12 protein-coding genes and 1 tRNA gene are annotated in these 16522 nt (G+C 64.0%); 12 read left to right on the forward strand and 1 reads right to left on the reverse strand.

Translation table 11 applies throughout. The features are described 5' to 3' along the window. Positions 1–534 precede the first annotated feature (534 nt). Positions 535–609 (reverse strand) — tRNA-Arg (locus PO883_RS19540). Between the two features lie 181 nt (positions 610–790). Here PO883_RS19540 and PO883_RS19545 point away from each other — a divergent pair. From PO883_RS19545 to PO883_RS19600, 12 genes are all read left to right on the forward strand, one after another. Beyond that, the gene (locus PO883_RS19545; protein WP_289311229.1) at positions 791–2698 is read left to right on the forward strand and encodes an ATP-binding cassette domain-containing protein; all 1908 of its coding nucleotides are present in this window, start codon (positions 791–793) and stop codon (positions 2696–2698) included. A 49-nt stretch (positions 2699–2747) separates the two neighbouring features. Continuing rightward, positions 2748–3467: a CAAX prenyl protease-related protein gene (locus PO883_RS19550; RefSeq protein ID WP_289311230.1), complete on the forward strand. Its 720-nt coding sequence runs from the start codon at positions 2748–2750 to the stop codon at positions 3465–3467. A 40-nt stretch (positions 3468–3507) separates the two neighbouring features. Then, the gene (gene epsL / locus PO883_RS19555) at positions 3508–4752 is read left to right on the forward strand and encodes an XrtB/PEP-CTERM-associated polysaccharide biosynthesis outer membrane protein EpsL (protein WP_289311231.1); all 1245 of its coding nucleotides are present in this window, start codon (positions 3508–3510) and stop codon (positions 4750–4752) included. A gap of 8 nt (positions 4753–4760) precedes the next feature. Then, entirely contained in the window at positions 4761–6143 is a 1383-nt protein-coding gene (locus tag PO883_RS19560; protein ID WP_289311232.1) for an undecaprenyl-phosphate glucose phosphotransferase, read from the forward strand. Positions 6144–6382: 239 nt separating this feature from the next. Next, complete coding sequence (locus PO883_RS19565) at positions 6383–7387, forward strand: EpsD family peptidyl-prolyl cis-trans isomerase (protein WP_289311233.1); 1005 nt, start codon at positions 6383–6385, stop codon at positions 7385–7387. 49 nt (positions 7388–7436) lie between these two features. Next, positions 7437–8225, forward strand: a complete 789-nt coding sequence (gene epsE, locus PO883_RS19570) for a polysaccharide export protein EpsE (RefSeq protein ID WP_289311234.1) — start codon at positions 7437–7439, stop codon at positions 8223–8225. Positions 8226–8299: 74 nt separating this feature from the next. Beyond that, complete coding sequence (gene epsF / locus PO883_RS19575) at positions 8300–9709, forward strand: chain length determinant protein EpsF (protein ID WP_167085430.1); 1410 nt, start codon at positions 8300–8302, stop codon at positions 9707–9709. A gap of 34 nt (positions 9710–9743) precedes the next feature. Next, on the forward strand, positions 9744–10622 hold the full coding sequence (gene epsG / locus PO883_RS19580; RefSeq protein ID WP_289311235.1) for a chain length determinant protein tyrosine kinase EpsG: 879 nt from the start codon (positions 9744–9746) through the stop codon (positions 10620–10622). Then, positions 10619–12226 carry an exosortase B gene (gene xrtB, locus PO883_RS19585; protein ID WP_289311236.1) on the forward strand — a complete coding sequence of 536 codons (1608 nt, stop codon included), beginning with the start codon at positions 10619–10621 and terminating at the stop codon, positions 12224–12226. The genes epsG and xrtB overlap by 4 nt, the downstream gene beginning before the upstream one ends. Positions 12227–12257: 31 nt before the next feature. Beyond that, entirely contained in the window at positions 12258–13775 is a 1518-nt protein-coding gene (locus tag PO883_RS19590; protein ID WP_289311237.1) for an O-antigen ligase, read from the forward strand. Positions 13776–13831: 56 nt separating this feature from the next. After that, entirely contained in the window at positions 13832–14926 is a 1095-nt protein-coding gene (locus PO883_RS19595) for a glycosyltransferase family 4 protein (RefSeq protein WP_289311238.1), read from the forward strand. Positions 14927–15023: 97 nt separating this feature from the next. After that, the gene (locus tag PO883_RS19600; protein ID WP_289311239.1) at positions 15024–16508 is read left to right on the forward strand and encodes a lipopolysaccharide biosynthesis protein; all 1485 of its coding nucleotides are present in this window, start codon (positions 15024–15026) and stop codon (positions 16506–16508) included. Positions 16509–16522 lie beyond the last annotated feature (14 nt).

Below are 16522 nucleotides of genomic sequence, written 5' to 3' on the forward strand. Positions count from 1 at the left end.
CTAGACCTCCTCTCCCGCCGAAGCCGCATTCAACCCGTAGACGCAAAAATGCCCAGCGCGAGACCGGGCATTTTTGCGTGTCGTTCACGAGGTGCAGATGTCTGCACTGAGCCTCACGCTACGTCGACAGGCGTAAAAAAGCCGCTGGAGGGCGGCTTCTTCATACGTCACAGGCTGTCATTTTGCTGTCATTCTGGTGCCTAAACAGCCCCAAATAACCCCAAAACAATGCTAGTAAAAATTTCTAAGTCATTGATTTTAAAGTGTTTAGTGGTGGGGCGGCGGGAATCGGACCCGCGTTTCAGTAACGGCGCCGAAGGCGTGCTTTATGGTAAGCCTATCGGCAACGTAGACGGCGGCGGTCTGGCGGTCCTGACGGCGTCGCGCGTGGTGAATCCTGCGCGCTGGAATTTTACGTTGACTGGGACGGGTTCGATCGAGCGGGTACAAAAAAGCCACCTCTATGGGTGGCATCGCCCTGCGTCACAACCGTGTCACAAATAAAATATAAGTCATTGATTATTAAGCGTTTTATGGTCCCTCCGACAAGAATCGAACTTGTATCCCACGCTTAGGAGGCATGTGCACTATCCATTGTGCTACGGAGAGGACGCTGTGATTCGGCGATCGGCCTCCGCCTGAGGCGGCCCGGTGTCGTGAATCGACCGCAATTATAGCCGAGGTTCGCCCCCTAAATGGCGGCAAATTGGGTGCCACCTCTCCCAAGTCGGTACAATGCGTGCTTCATTCATTCATCTGGCGGGTTTTCCCGCCTGCGCACTTACCCTCTATGGCTGTCATTTCACTCTCGTCGGCGCAACTTGCGTTCGGCCACGTCGCGTTGCTCGATCACGCGGAATTTTCCCTTGAAACCACGGAGCGCGTCGGTCTGATCGGGCGTAACGGCACCGGCAAGTCTTCGCTGCTGAAAACCATCTCGGGCAAATTCAAGCTCGACGATGGTCTGCTGGTGATGCAACAAGGCATCAAAATCGCCTATGTCGAGCAGGAACCGACCTTCGACCCGGCCATGTCGGTGTTCGACGCGGTCGCCGCCGGCATGGGTGGCCAGGCTGCCATGCTGGCCGAATACGAAGCATTGACCGGCCAGTTCGGCCAGGGCGACGACGATGCGCTGATGGAGCGCATGCACGACCTGCAAGTCCAGCTCGACGCCACCGATGGCTGGAGCATGCAAAACAAGGTCGACACCACCCTCGACCGCCTGAGCCTTGCCGGCGAGTCGCTGATGGGCACCCTGTCGGGCGGGATGCAAAAGCGCGTCGCGCTGGCCGTGGCCCTGGTGTCCGCGCCGGACGTGCTGCTGCTCGATGAGCCGACCAACCACCTCGACTTCCGCTCCATCCTGTGGCTGGAAAGCCTGTTGCGCGACTTCAAGGGCTCGGTCCTGTTCATCACCCACGATCGTAGCTTCCTCGACAACGTCGCCACCCGCATCATCGAGCTCGACCGCGGCAAGCTGCTGTCCTATCCGGGCAATTTCACGGCTTACCAGACGCGTAAGGCCGAACAGCTGGAAATCGAAGAGGTCGAAGCGGCCAAGTTCGATAAATTCCTGGCCCAGGAAGAAGTCTGGATCCGCAAGGGCGTCAAGGCACGCCGCGTGCGCGACGAAGGCCGCGTGCGCCGCCTGGAAGCGCTGCGCCTGTTGCGCGCCGCGCGCCGCGACCAGCAAGGCCAGGTCAAGCTCGAAGTGTCCTCGGGCGAACGCTCGGGCAAGATCGTGGCGGAGCTGGAAAACGTCAACAAGGCGTATGGCGACAAAGTTATCGTCAGCAATTTCAGCGGCACCATCCTGCGCGGCGACAAGGTCGGCCTGATCGGCGCCAACGGCGCCGGCAAGACCACCCTGCTGAAAATGATCCTCGGAGAAGAAGCGGCCGACAGCGGCACCGTACGCCTCGGCACCAAATTGCAGGTCGCGTACTTCGACCAGATGCGCACCCAGCTCAATGAAGAAGCCAATCTGATGGAAACCATCGCCCCGGGCAGCGACTGGGTCGAGATCAATGGCGCGCGCAAGCACGTCATGACCTACCTGAACGACTTCCTGTTCGCGCCGGAACGGGCCCGTTCGCCGGTCAAGTCGCTTTCCGGCGGCGAGCGCAACCGCCTGCTGCTGGCGCGCCTGTTCGCCAAGCCGGCCAACTGCCTGGTGCTCGATGAGCCGACCAACGATCTGGACATCGATACCCTCGAATTGCTGGAAGAGTTGTTGGAAGACTACACCGGCACCGTGTTCCTGGTCAGCCACGACCGTACCTTCCTCGACAATGTCGTGACCCAGGTGATCGTGGCCGAAGGCGAGGGCAACTGGCGCGAATTCGTGGGCGGATATACCGACTGGGAACGCGTCAAAGGCCAGATCCAGGCCCAGGGCGGCGCCGCGGCACCGAAAGCGGCTGTTAAAACTACTACAACATCCTCTGGCGTTCCTGTTGCTAAAAAGGTAAAATTAAGTAACAAGGAACAGCGGGAGCTCGAAGAGCTGCCATTATTGATAGCCAGCCTGGAGGACGAGCAATCGGCCATCACGCTGCAACTCAACGCACCGGACTTTTACAGGACCAACCCGGCCGATGCCAAGCGCCTCAATACGCGCTTTGCCGAAATCGATCAGCTACTGAGCGATGCGCTGGAAAAGTGGGAACTGATCGAAGCCCGTTCAAAGGGATGATCACCATAGATTAAACAGGAGCAGGCGTTTGCCTGGCAGATGAAGAACCATGTCCGAACGCAATGAACAACCCGACCTGACGGCGCCTGCCGCTGCCAACGTTCCGATGTTCAGTCGCTCGGCCTGGGCCCGCATCCTGCCCTTCCTGGTGTATATCTTCTTTATCATCGCGGTCGATGTCCTGACCCGCCTGGGCGTCGATGCCCAGGCGCTGCGCTGGATGTACGCCCTCAAGATCGGCGCCGTCCTGGCCACGCTGGCCTGGTTCTGGCGCGATTACACCGAACTGCATGCCTGGCGCGCCGGCGCGCTGGCGACCGTCATCGCCGCCCTGACCGGGGTGGTGGTGCTGGTGCTGTGGGTCAGCCTGAATGCGGACTGGATGGTGATCGGCGCGCCCGACGGCTTCAATCCCACCACGGGCGGGCGGATCGACTGGCTGATGGTGGCGGTGCGCATCGCCGGCGCCGCCCTGGTCGTGCCCGTCATGGAAGAATTGTTCTGGCGCTCGTTTTTGATGCGCTGGATCGATTCGGACCACTTCGATTCGCTTGATCCAGCACAAATAAGCCTCAAAAGTTTTGTGATCGGCGTGGTCCTGTTTGGATTTGAGCATAACCTGTGGCTGGCCGGGATCGTCGCCGGCGCCGCCTATTCCCTGTTGTACATGAAACAACGCAGCCTGTGGTCATCCATCCTCGCGCACGCCGTCACCAACGGCCTTCTCGGGCTGTGGATTGTGCGAACGGGAAATTGGACATACTGGTAATATCTCGCCAATTCGAAATGACTTGAACAAAGACTAACAAATGCCTTCCACCTTGCCAACACATCCACATCGCCCGCGCCTGGCGCCTGGCGCCATCGTGCCGGGCGCCGTAGCGCTGGCCCTGGCCATGGGCGCAGCCGCGACGCCGGCCTGGGCCGGGCCGTCCGATGCGCTGCACGTCTACGGCGGCCTCGGCTATTTCTACGACGACAACCTGTTTCGCCTGGAAGACGCCGCGCCCGGTTACGACAAGCAGCGCAGCGATTCCGCGCGCCAGAGCGTGGCCGGGGTCATTTTCGACAAAACCTATGGCCGCCAGCGCATCGAGCTGCAGGGCAAGCTGTCGAAAGTGGCGTATTCGCACTTCCAGCAGCTCGATTACGACGGCAAGGATTTCCAGGGCACCTGGAACTGGCAGCTCGGCAACCACCTGGACGGCAGCCTCGGCGCCACCTATGCCCAGAGCCTGGCGCCGTACACCGATTTCCAGAGCCGCGAACGCAACCTGCGCGTGCAGCGCCGCCAGTTCGCCGATGGCGCCTGGCGCATGCATCCGAGCTGGCGCGTGCGCAGCGCCGTCGCGCGCGACAAATTTACCTATGAGCTGTCGACCCAGCGTTATAACGACCGCACCCAGGACACGGTCGAAGCCGGCTTCGACTACCTGCCGCGCAGCGGCAGCAGCGCCGGCCTGGTGGCGCGCCGCCTGAGCGGCAAGTACCTGAACCGGCGCATTATCGGCGGCCAGGTGCGCAACAACGATTACCAGCAGGATGAACTGAAGGCGCGCGTGGTCTGGCGCGCCACGCCCATCCTTACCGTGCAGGGACTGGCAGGCTACGCCAAGCGCAAGAATGCCGAATCGGGTCCGCACGACGTGAGCGGCTTTAACGGCCGTGTCACGGCGGACTTCAGCCCGCGCCAGAAGCTGCGCTTCAATACCGCGCTGTGGCGCGAGTTTGCCCCCATCGATAACTATTACTATACCTTCAGCCTGAACCGCGGCGCCAGTCTCGGCAGCGCTTGGGATGCCATGGCCAAGGTGCGCTTCGACGGCACGCTGAGCGTGGAACAGCGCTCATATGAAGGCCGCCTGCTGCCCAATTCGCCGGGCGACCTGAGCGACACGCTGCGCACGGCCACCTTCGGCGCCACCTGGGTTCCGTTGCAGACAGTGCAATTTTCCACCTCTTTCATCCACCAGGAGCGCAGCGGCGCGCAATTCCTCGGTAATGGAAGCTTCAAGGCGAACACAGTTTCGGTAAACGCCAATGCGCAGTTCTAAAGGTGCCCATGACGGTCAATGACATCCCCTTAATTTCGTTTTTCCAGCGCGTGCTCGATCCCCTGATCATCATGGGGACCCTGTACGTCTCGTCGATGTTCTTCCATGAACCGTTCACGGGGTATTCGCTGGTATTGATGATTCTCGCCTTCTTCGTCTCGTCGGCCGTCTACCAGCACGTCGATCCGTACCGGACCTGGCGCAGCGGGCGCATGTTCGCCTACATGCGCGACACCGTGTTCGGCTGGATCCTGACCGTGTGCGTGCTGCTGTTCCTCGGTTCGGCCAGTGGACTGTCGTATTATTACGACAATAAAGTGGTGCTGGCCTGGTTCATCGCCACCCCGATCGTGATGCTGGTGAGCCACCTGGCGGTGCGCCGCGTCTCCGTCGGCCCCGGCAACAATACCGAAATGCGCTCGGTGGTGGTGATCGGCGCCAACGACGTCGGCATCAAGTTCGCCGGCATCTGCGAGCGCCACAAGAACCTGTTCATGCAGATGCACGGCTTTTTCGACGACCGCACCGAAGACCGCCACCCGGCCAACCTGCGCCATCCGATGCTGGGCAAGATGGCCGATATCGCCGCCTATGTGCGCGAACATAACATCAAGATGATCTTCATCAGCCAGCCGATCTCGGCCCAGCCGCGCATCCGCAAGCTGCTCGACGAACTGCAGGACACCACCGCCTCGGTCTACTTCCTGCCCGATATCTATGTGTTCGACCTGATGCAGGCGCGTTTCGACAACGTTGGCGGCATGCCCGTGATCGCCATCTGCGAAACCCCGTTCATGGGCTTGAACAGCATGGTCAAGCGCACCAGCGACATCGTGCTCGGCCTGATCATCCAGCTGATGCTGCTGCCGATCATGCTGGTCATCGCTTGCGCCGTGAAGTTCACCTCGCCGGGGCCGGTGATCTTCCGCCAGCGCCGCTACGGCCTGTATGGCGAGGAAATCATCGTCTACAAGTTCCGCTCGATGACCGTGACCGAAAATGGCGACACCGTGGTGCAGGCGCGCAAGGGCGACCAGCGCATCACCCGGGTCGGCGCATTCTTGCGCAAGAGTTCGCTTGACGAACTGCCCCAGTTCTTCAATGTGCTGCAGGGACGCATGAGCATCGTCGGCCCGCGTCCGCACGCGGTGGCGCACAACGAGCAATACCGCAAGCTGATCAAGGGCTACATGCTGCGCCACAAGGTCAAGCCCGGCATCACCGGCTGGGCCCAGGTCAACGGCATGCGCGGCGAAACCGAAACGCTCGACAAGATGGAAGCGCGGATCCAGTACGATCTCGATTACCTGCGCAGCTGGTCGCTCTGGCTTGACCTGTGGATCATCGTCAAGACGGTCAAGGTGGTGTTCAGCCGCGAGAATGCGCACTAATACAACACGGCGTATTAAGCCGGCCTTAATGCTCTACCGCAGTGCAGCAAAAGTTGTTTCGTCGTCATCGGCAACGCGCTAAAATGAAGGCCGGCGCGGGCGCCCCGGGCTGCCCGCCGGCCATCATGCAGGGCGGAATAACAGTACCATTTAAACGCATCGATTTGCCGATGTGTGTAATAATCCCGGCAATCTCGTTGTGTATTAATCAAGCTTTATTAACAAAATTGAGGAATAAATTGAACAACTCCACCCTGGCCATGTCGGCGCCATCCCACAAACGTTTGCTGTGCGCCGCGCTCATGGTCGCGCTCGCCGCACTTGGCGGCTGCGGCAACAAAGGCAGCAAACCCAAGGTGGGCCAGGCGCTGGTCAGCGTCAATGGAGAAGAAATCACCGAGCTGCAGCTGAGCGAAGAGCTGATGCTGGCCAATGTGCCGCCGGCCCAGCAGGCCGAGGCCAGCAAGAAGCTGGTCGAAGCCCTGATCGACCGCCAGCTGCTGCAAAATGAAGCGGCCAAGGAAAAGGCCGACCGCGATCCCAAGGTGGTGCAGGCGATCGAACGGGCCAAGGCCCTGATCATCGCCCAATACTATATGCAGAAGAAGGTCGGCACCGTGGCCCGCCCGAGCGCCGCCGAAATCAGCGATTACTACACCAAGAATCCCGACTTCTTCGCCGCCCGCAAGCAGTTCGACATGAAGCAGCTGGTGATCCAGTCGAAAGACCTGAGCGAGGAAGTCAAGAAGGTGGCCGAAAACGCCAAGTCGCTGGACGACGTGGCCGTCTGGTTCGACGCCAACAAGATCAAGTACATGCGCGCCCAGGCCTCGCGCACCACCTCCGACCTGGCGCCGGAAATGTCCGCCAAGCTCAAGAGCATGCCGAAGAACCAGCTGTTCATCGTCAAGGAAGGCGAGCGCAGCATGCTGGTCTTGATCGTCGACGTGCGCGACAACCCGGCCACGCTCGAAGTGGCGTCGCCCCAGATCGAGAAATTCCTGTTCAACAAGCGCACCAAGGATGCCGCCGATGCCGAACTCAAGCGTCTGCGCGCCGCCGCCAAGATCGATTACCTGAAAACCCCGACCCTGGCCGCGGCCCCGGCCGACGCCCCGGCCGCAGCGCCAGCGCCGGCCCCGGCCCCGGCGCCGGTCGCGGCCACCCCCGCGGCGGCCCAGCCAGAAGCGGCCCCGGCCACCGACGATGCGGCTACCGCGCGCGGCGTGGCAGGCTTGAAATAAGCGGCCCCGGCCGCCATCCCGACAACTGAAACTGATTAGAGGTGAAATAATGAAACAACTGGTACACGGCCTGATGGCTTTCCTGATGACCATGACGATGGGTGCGGCCATGGCCGCCGACCTGCAGCTCGGACCGGGCGACGTGCTCAAGGTCTCGGTCTACGGCAGTCCCGACCTGACCCTGGAAGCCCGGGTCAGCGAAGGCGGCAATATCAGCTTCCCCCTGATCGGCCAGGTGCCGGTGGCCGGCCTGTCGGCGGCGGCGGCGGAAAAGAAAATCGCCTCCATGCTGGAAGCGGGCAACTTCGTCAAGAAGCCGCAAGTGAACGTGATCGTCACCGCCGTGCAGAGCCAGCAGGTATCGGTGCTGGGCCAGGTTAACCGCCCGGGCCGCTATCCGATCGAAGGCAAGCGCAGCCTGATCGACTTGCTGGCCATGGCCGGCGGCATCAACGGCGAAGGCGGCGACCGCGTCAGCCTGATCCGCACCCGCGACGGCAAGACCACGCGCGAGGAAATCGATGTCATCGAAATGGTCCGCGCCGGCCAGCTGTCCAAGGATTACGCCTTGTCGGGCAACGACGTGCTGTACGTCGAGCGCGCGCCGAAATTCTATATCTACGGCGAAGTCCAGCGTCCGGGCGCGTTCCGCCTGGAACGTGCGATGACCGTGGTGCAAGCCCTGTCGGCTGGCGGTGGCTTGTCCATGCGCGGCACCGAGCGCGGCCTGGTGATCAAGCGCCGCGATGCGGACGGCAAGATCCGCCTGATCGATGCCAAGCAGGATGACATGCTGCAAGTCGACGATGTCGTCTTCGTCAAGGAAAGCTGGTTCTAATTTTTTGGCCGGGGCCGTGGCCTGCGGCCCTGGCCCGCGGCCCCAGGGCGCCGCACCATATCGAGAGTTGCTAAATGAATTTATCCCAGTTTTTGCTGATTTTGTATGCGCGCAAGTACATCATCCTCGCGACCCTGCTGGTCACCGTCACCCTGACCCTGATGGTCAGCCTGTCGATGCCCAAGACCTACCAGGCCACGGCGTCCGTGCTGCTCAACTACAAAGGCGTCGATCCGCTGACCGGCATGGCGATGCCGAGCCAGCTGCTGCCGGGGTACATGGCAACCCAGATCGATATCATCAGCAGCAAAAACGTGGCCGGACGCGTGGTCGACCAGCTCAAGATGGCTGAAAACCCCACCGTGGTCGAGCAGTTCAAGAAAGCCACCGGCGGGCGCGGCACCGTGCGCGACTGGCTGGCCGACCTCTTGCTGCACAAGCTCGACGTGGTGCCATCGCGCGAAAGCAGCGTGGTCGAAATCAATTTCAAGGGCGCCGACCCGCAATTCGTGGCGGGCGTGGCGAATGCCTTCGCCGAGGAATACCAGAGGCTGAGCATCGAATTGAAGGTCGAGCCGATGAAAAAGGCCGCGGCCTATTTCAATGAGCAGACCAAAATGCTGCGCGGTAACGTGGAAGCGGCCCAGAGCCGTCTCTCCAAGTACCAGCAGGACAATGGCATCGTCAGCGTCGACAACCGTCTCGACGTCGAATCGAACCGCCTCAACGACTTGTCGGCGCAACTGGTCGCGGCCCAGGGCCAGGCCATGGAAGCCAATTCGCGCCAGGGCATGGCGCAGGGTTCGCGCGGCGCCGATTCGCCCGACGTGGCCGCCAATCCGCTGGTGCAGAACATCAAGGTGCAACTGGCCGGTGCCGAATCGCGCCTGGCCGAAGCGGGCCAGCGCCTGGGCGTGAACCATCCGCAATACCTGAGCATCAAGGCCGAAGTCGACAAGATCCATGCCAACCTGGCTTCCCAGCAGCGTTCCGCATCCAGCAGCGTCGGCAACAACGCCGCCATCCTGCAGCAGCGCGAAGCCGCCGTGCGCGCCGCGCTGGCGGCCCAGAAGGCCAAGGTACTGGAACTGAACCGCAGCCGCGATGAACTGGGCGTGCTGGTCAAGGATGTCGAGAGCGCCCAGCGCGCCTTCGATGCCACCTCGCAGCGCTTTTCGCAAACCCGCATCGAAGGCGCGTCCGAGCAGTCCGACATCGCCGTGCTCAATCCGGCCACCGCGCCGCTGGGCGCCAGCGGCCCGCGCGTGATGCTCAACACCATGCTGTCGGCCTTCCTGGGCGTCATGCTGGGCCTGGGCTTTGCCCTGCTGACCGAAATGATCGACCGCCGCGTGCGTTCCGAAACCGATATGGCCGAAGTGCTGCAGATGCCGGTGCTCGGCATGATCGACTGGACCGCGCCGAAGCGGCGCCGCTACAGCGCGATCAATTCGCTGCTGCCGCGCCGCCTGCGCCTGGGCTAGCAAGCCCGCGCCTGAACCAACAAGAGGAAACACCATGACGCAGACCGAGCTTTCCCTCGCCGCTTCCGAGAAAATAAAACGCGCCGATTCGAGCATCGGCCATATGTTGCTGGAATCGGGCAAGATCACCCCCGAAAACGCCGAGCGCGTGCTGCGCATGCAGAAGGAACTGGGGATCCGCTTCGGCGAGGCCGCCCAGCGCCTGGGCCTGATCAACGAAGCCGACATCCAGCAAGTGCTGGCGCGCCAGTTCGACTATCCCTACCTGCAGCCGGGCGAGGGCAGTTACTCGCCGCACCTGGTGGCCGCCTACGATCCCTTCAGCCCGCAGGTCGAAACCCTGCGCGCCGTGCGCAGCCAGCTGATGCTGCGCTGGTTCGCGCGCGGGCGCAAATCGCTCACCGTGGTCGGCATCGACCGCGGCGATGGCGCCAGCCTGTTCGCGGCCAACCTGGCGGTGGTGTTTTCCCAGCTCGGCGAACACACCCTGCTGGTCGACGCCAACCTGCGCACGCCGGCCCAGCACAGCATTTTCAATATTCCCGGCAAACAAGGTTTGTCCGACGTGCTGGCCGGCCGCGCCGACCTCGACGTCACCGCCCATGTCGGTTCCTTCGTCGACCTGTCGGTGCTGGGCGCCGGCACCTTGCCGCCGAATCCACAGGAACTGCTCAGCCGCAGCAATTTCGCCGGGCTCAACGCCCAGCTCGAATCGCGCTACGACGTCACCCTGTACGACGTGGCCGCCAGCCAGACCGGGCTCGACGCCCTGGTGCTGGCTGCCCGCACCGGCGGCGTGCTGATTGTCGCGCGCAAGAACAAGACCCATATGGGCGACGTCAATGCCCTGGCCGAACAGGTTGCCCAGAACGGCGCCGTGGTGGTCGGTTCCGTGCTCGTGGATTTCAAATGACGATGCAGGCCAAGTCGACCCTGCCGGCCGGCCTGTCCGGCAACGGCCCGCTACCGTCCTGGGCACCGCTCGCGCTCGGCGTGCTGCTGATGTATGTGCCGAGCTTTTACGATATGTTCACCGGCTTGTGGGCGACCGAAGAGCAGGCCCACGGCCCGATCATCCTCGGCATCGCGCACTGGCTGCTGTTCCGCAACTGGGGCCAGATGCTGGCCGCCAGCGAAGGCCAGCGCGGTAGCTGGCTGGGCTGGCCGTTGCTGGTGCTGTCCGTCTTCGTGTACTTTCTCGGCCGTTCGCAAGGCATCGCCATCTTCGAGATCGGGTCTTACCTCGGCACCCTGATGGCCCTGATCCTGCTCATGCGCGGCACGCGCGCGCTGCGCGTGCTGTGGTTCCCGTTTTTCTTCATGCTGTTCATGCTGCCGCTGCCGGGTTCCCTGGTCGACATGCTGACCATGCCCATGAAGACCGCGGTCTCCTGGGTGGTCGGCAACGTGCTGTACTGGGTCGGCTATCCGATTTCGCGCAGCGGCGTCATTCTCCAGATCGGCCAGTACAAGCTGCTCGTGGCCGACGCCTGCGCCGGCCTGCACACCCTGTTCACCCTGGAAGCGCTGGGCTTGCTGTACCTGAACGTGGTGCGCCACAACTCGCTGTTCCGCAATGTCACGCTGGCCATCCTGATCGTGCCGATCTCGTTCATCTCCAACGTGATCCGCGTGATGGTGCTCACCCTGATCACCTACCACCTGGGCGACGCGGCCGGGCAGGGCTTCCTGCACGGTTTCGCCGGCATGGTGCTGTTCGTCTCGGCGCTGCTCCTGATCATCGCGACTGATTCGCTGCTGCGCTTCGGCGCCTCCGACAAGGAAGCGCTGCCCCTGTTCGCCAGCGAAGGCGGCCCGCCAGCCCTGGCGGCCGACTACGGCCCGCTGCGCATGGCGATTCCGGCCGCGCTGCTGATGGGTGCGGCCCTGCTGGGGACGATCGCCATCAAGCCGCAGAAAATGCTGGCCGACAGCATGCCCGCGATTAACCTGGAAACCAGCGTGCCGGCCGCTTTCGGCGACTGGAAGGTCGATCCCGATGCGGTGGCCATGGTGCCCTCGTCGGTGCAGCAGGAAAAGGTGGCCGCCATCTACAGCCAGACCCTCTCGCGCACCTATATCAACAGCCGCGGCCAGCGCGTGATGCTGACCATCGCCTACGGTTCCAACCAGACCCAGTCGATGCGCGCGCACCGCCAGGAAGTCTGCTACGCGGCCCAGGGTTTCCAGATCCGCGACCTGCACAGTGAAAATATCGTCATCGACGGCTTGCCGGTGCCGGTCACGCGCATGGTCGCCAGCAATGGCCCGCGGGTCGAGCCGGTCACCTACTGGTTCACCATGGGCAGCAGCGTGGTGCGCAGCTACCTCGACCGCCAGGTGGTGCAGCTCAAGTACGCGCTGTCGGACTTCATTCCCGACGGCTACCTGGTGCGCGTCTCGGCCATCGAAACCGATGACAAGGCCGCGTTTGCCGCCCAGGATGCGTTTGTCAACGACCTGATGAAGCACGTTGCGCCACCCGTGCGCGCCAAGCTGATCGGCGCTCCTGCGTGATGTGCGGCGGATTGAACGCACAGGGGCCGGCATGATCGAGCACCCGGTTCCCCACTCGCGCCGCTACCAGGGCCGCGGCAAGGCGGGCGCGGTAGCCGGCATCGCCGCGCTGCTGTTGCTGGCGGCCGTGTTCGGGGCCGTCGTGCCGACCCTGGGCGTGCTGGTGCCGGCGGTCGTGATCCTGGCCGCCCTCGGCTTGTGGGTCATGCTCGATTTCCGGGTCGGGGTGGCCGCCGCCATCGTCATCATGCCGCTCTCGGCGCTGGCCTTCTTTCCGCATGAAATGCTGGGCATCCGCGGTCTCAATCCGCTCAACCTGATCTTGTTCCTGACCATGGTCTCTTATGTCGTCCATGCCGGACTGCGGCGCTGGCGCGATCCGATCGCGCCGATGCGCCTGCTCGTCTGGTATGTGCTGCCGATCGCCATCGCCTGCCTGGTCGGCATGTCCAACGTCAGCCTGATTCCGCCGCGCTTCGAGGCTGAACGCCTGATCCAGTACAAGGATGGCATCGGCTATCTGCGCGATATGTTCCTCAAGCCGCAATTCCTGGTGCTGCTGACGCTGCTGGTGGGGCTGTCCGTGCGCCACAGTAAAAAGCCGGAAAAATTCCTCTACCTGATGCTCGCTTCCGGCTGGGTGTTCTGCACCCTGGTGGGCTGGCGGCTGTTATCCTCTGGCATGTCGCTGCGCCAGCTGGCCTCGCCCCTGGCGCGCGACTTCCTGGGTAGCCTCGGCATGCACGCCAACGAGATGAGCTTGTTGTTGAACATGCTCTACGCGGTGACCCTGTTCTCGCTGCGCGGGGCCGGCAACGCCCAGCGCCGCCTGCTGTTCGTCTCTTCCGTGGTGTTCGCCGTGTGCGTGCTGATGACCTTCTCGCGCGGCGGCTTCGTCGGCTTCGTCCTGGTCAACCTGATTTACTTCTGGAAGCGCATCAGCGTCAAGACCGTCATCATCGGCGTGATCGTGGCCGGCTGCATCGGCCCGCTGGTGATCGAACCGATCCTCGACCGTGCCCTGACCGGGGTCGGCAACGGCGACCGCGGCGCGGTCACGGCCGGCCGCCTGGATGGCATCTGGCTGCCGCTGCTGCCGTATGTGCTGGAGGAGCCGTTCTTGCCGCACGGCGTGCGCTCGCTCTTGTGGAGCCCGCCGGTGCGCCTGAACAAGATGCTGCCGGTGGCGCAGACCCACAGCGCCTGGCTGGGCGGCCTGATGGACATGGGCCTGATCGGTTTCGGCTTCATGCTCGCCTTCCTGCTGTTCGTACGGCGCGAATTCCTGCGCCTGTCGCGCGAGCATCCCAACGCCAGCCTGCAAGGCATGTTCGCCGGCGGCGCCGTGCTGATCCCCGTGTGGTTCATCCAGGGCTTCACCGACGATATGTTCACCCCCACTTTTTCGCAATCGTATTTCTGGATCTTGCTTGGCGTCCTGATCGGTTGCGGCGGCGTGTACCGCACCAAGGACAGGCACCGGCATCGGGAACCGGCACCCTGGCATGACAAGCCCTTTGACCTACGGAAAGACGAGCTGGCAACGTGACGGATATTGATTCAACGCAGCGCGATGCAAAGCAGCGCACATCGGCGCGCATCTGCATGCTGAACTATAACGCCTGGGGCGTCATCGCCGACCTGGATGGAAAAAACGTCCACATCGGCGGCGAAGAAGTGCAGCATGCGCTGATGTCGCGCTACCTGGCGCGCAGCGGCCACCAGGTCACCTCCCTGGTGGGCGACTTCGGCCAGAAGGCGGTCGAGCAGGTCGGCGGCGTGACCGTGCGCAAGACCTTCGCCCTCGGCGCCGGCTTGCCCGGCCTGCGCTTTTTCGCGCCGCGCCTGACCTCCACCTGGGCCGGCCTGAAGGCGGCCGACGCCGAGGTCTACTACGTCAGCTGCGCCGGCGCCAGCGTCGGCATCCTGGCCGCCTTTTGCCGGCGCCACCGGCGCCGCCTGGTGTTCCGCATCGCCTCCGACGCCGATTGCGCGCCCGATACCCTGATGCTGACCAACGCACGCGACCGCATGCTGTATCACTACGGCCTGCGCCACGCCGACGCGATCCTGGCCCAAACCGACAAGCAAGCCGAGCTGCTGCTGAAAAACTATGGTTTGCATGCGGAAGTGGCTGGCATGTTTTCCGACTTGCCCGAGACCATCGTCCCCCCCGCCGAGCGCGCCACCGACCTGCTGTGGCTGGCCAATATGCGCTCGATGAAGCGTCCCGAGTGGTTCATCGAGATGGTGCGCGAGCTGCCCGAGCTGGTCTGCGAGATGGCTGGCGGCGCCCATCCGCCCGAGCGCGAGCTGTACACGCGCGCCGAGCAGGGCAGCCGCGCCTTGCCGAATCTGCGCTTTCACGGCCAGGTCAAGTTCGGCGCCACGCGCAGCCTGTTCGCGCGCGCCCGCATCTTTGTCAATACCTCGTCCTTCGAGGGCTTTCCCAATACCTATCTGCAAGCCTGGGCCAACGGCGTGCCGGTGGTGGCCACCTTCGATCCGGACGGCATCATCGCCCGCCTGGGCCTGGGCGTGGCGGTGAGCGACGTCGCCGGCGCCGTCGCGGCGGTGCGCGCGCTGCTGGCCGATCCGGCCCAGCTGGCCGCCTGCAGCGCGCGCTGCCGCGCCTACGCCAGCGCGCGCCTGGCGCCCGAGACCGTCTCCGCTCCCTACCTGTCGGCGCTGCTCGCATGAAGGCGCGGCCGGCATTCCCGCCAAGGCCGTCGCGGCCGGGGGCCGCGACGCTGGCCTCGCCCAGGGCGCTGATCGCCATGCCTGGCCGGAGCGCGCGATGAGCGGCGCCAGCCTGAAACGCGGCGCGATCACCCTGACCGCCGCCAATATGCTCGATTTCGCCCTGCAATTTTTGATGCCGGTCGCGCTGGTGCGCCTGTTGCCGACCAGCGCCTTTGCCGATTACCGCCTGGCCTGGCTGGCGATCGGCACGGCCATGGCGATCGCCCCCTTCGCGCTGCCGCGCAGCCTGTTCTATTTCCTGCCGCGCAACGAAGGAGCGGCGCGCGCGCCCTATGTGCACCAGACCCTGCTGTTGCTGCTGTTTACCGGCGCCTGCGCCGGCCTGGCGCTGGGGCCGTGGAATCCGCTGCTGCCGGCCAGCCTGCGCGCCATGCACAGCGCGGCCTGGTTCATGCCGGCCTTCCTGACCCTGTGGGTGGCGGCCAACCTGATCGAGTTCCTGCCCAATGCGCGCGGCGACGTGGCCGGCCAAGCCAGGACCATCGTCGCGCTGTCCGTGCTGCGCGTGCTGATGGTGGGTGCCGCCGCCTGGTCCGGGCGCGCCGACGTGGTGTTCGGGGCCCTGGTGGCCTACGCCGCCATCAAGGTGGGGCTGCTGCTGCTGCACATCGGGCGCCACTACGGCTGGCGCGTCTTTCCGCTGCAGATGCCGGTGCTGCGTACCCAGCTGGCCTACGCCTTGCCGTTCGGCTTCGCTTCCGCCCTGTACCTGCTGCGCGGCCAGGCCGACCAGTGGGTCGCGGCCGCCATGTTCCCGGCCGCCGCCTTTGCCGCCTTCTCGATCGGCGCGGTCATCATGCCGGTGGTCGCCCTGGTGCGCAACAGCGTCAGCAACGCCATCGCGCCGCGCCTGTCCGCGCTCGAATCGAACAAGGACCAGGCCGGCATGCTGCGCCTGAACCAGCGCGCCAACCTGGCCAGCGCCTTCGTGCTGCTGCCGACCCTGATGCTCACGGCCGTGCTGGCCGTGCACATCGTGACCGTGGTCTATACCGACAAATACCTGCTCGCCGCCGACGTCATGCGCATCAATTGCCTGGCCCTGCTGGGCGTGGCGGTCGAGGTCAGCACGCTCACGGTGGTACTCAACCAGGGGCGCTTCCTGCTGGCCGCCGACGCCTGCCTGCTGCTGGTCAGCCTGGCCGCCGGCGTGACTGGCGCGCTGCTGTTCGGCGTGCCCGGCGCCGCGCTCGGCAATGTGCTGACCCTGGCCGCCGGCAACGCCTTCAGCTTCTGGCGCGTCTCGCGCGTGACCGGGGTGCCGCTGCGCCGCCTGCAGCAGTGGGGCGCGCTGCTGCGCATCCTGGCCGCCTGCATTGGCGCCGGCGCGCTGGCCGCGCTGCTCGATGCGGCCGACCTGGTGCGCGCGCCGCTGCCCGAAGCGCTGCTGATCGGCGCCGCCTTCGCCATCGCATATGTCGCCATGCTCAAGCTGGCCGGCGCGCTGCCCGAGGCGCGCGCCCTGTTCCTGCCCCAGGCGCCCAGCGCATCTCCCGCATCTCTTACCAAACACGACTAACCATCCCAGGATTA

Source organism: Massilia sp. DJPM01 (genome assembly GCF_030348125.1).
GTDB classification, from domain to species: Bacteria; Pseudomonadota; Gammaproteobacteria; order Burkholderiales; family Burkholderiaceae_D; genus Telluria_A; species Telluria_A frigida.

Excerpts from the sequence above, each read along its gene's own strand:
- xrtB (WP_289311236.1), top strand. The coding sequence starts at position 10,619 with ATGACGATGCAGGCCAAGTCGACCCTGCCGGCCGGCCTGTCCGGCAAC.
- PO883_RS19595 (WP_289311238.1), top strand. The coding sequence starts at position 13,832 with ATGCTGAACTATAACGCCTGGGGCGTCATCGCCGACCTGGATGGAAAA.
- PO883_RS19560 (WP_289311232.1), top strand. The coding sequence starts at position 4,761 with ATGACGGTCAATGACATCCCCTTAATTTCGTTTTTCCAGCGCGTGCTC.
- PO883_RS19590 (WP_289311237.1), top strand. The coding sequence starts at position 12,258 with ATGATCGAGCACCCGGTTCCCCACTCGCGCCGCTACCAGGGCCGCGGC.
- PO883_RS19550 (WP_289311230.1), top strand. The coding sequence starts at position 2,748 with ATGTCCGAACGCAATGAACAACCCGACCTGACGGCGCCTGCCGCTGCC.
- epsE (WP_289311234.1), top strand. The coding sequence starts at position 7,437 with ATGAAACAACTGGTACACGGCCTGATGGCTTTCCTGATGACCATGACG.
- epsL (WP_289311231.1), top strand. The coding sequence starts at position 3,508 with ATGCCTTCCACCTTGCCAACACATCCACATCGCCCGCGCCTGGCGCCT.
- epsF (WP_167085430.1), top strand. The coding sequence starts at position 8,300 with ATGAATTTATCCCAGTTTTTGCTGATTTTGTATGCGCGCAAGTACATC.
- epsG (WP_289311235.1), top strand. The coding sequence starts at position 9,744 with ATGACGCAGACCGAGCTTTCCCTCGCCGCTTCCGAGAAAATAAAACGC.
- PO883_RS19545 (WP_289311229.1), top strand. The coding sequence starts at position 791 with ATGGCTGTCATTTCACTCTCGTCGGCGCAACTTGCGTTCGGCCACGTC.
- PO883_RS19600 (WP_289311239.1), top strand. The coding sequence starts at position 15,024 with ATGAGCGGCGCCAGCCTGAAACGCGGCGCGATCACCCTGACCGCCGCC.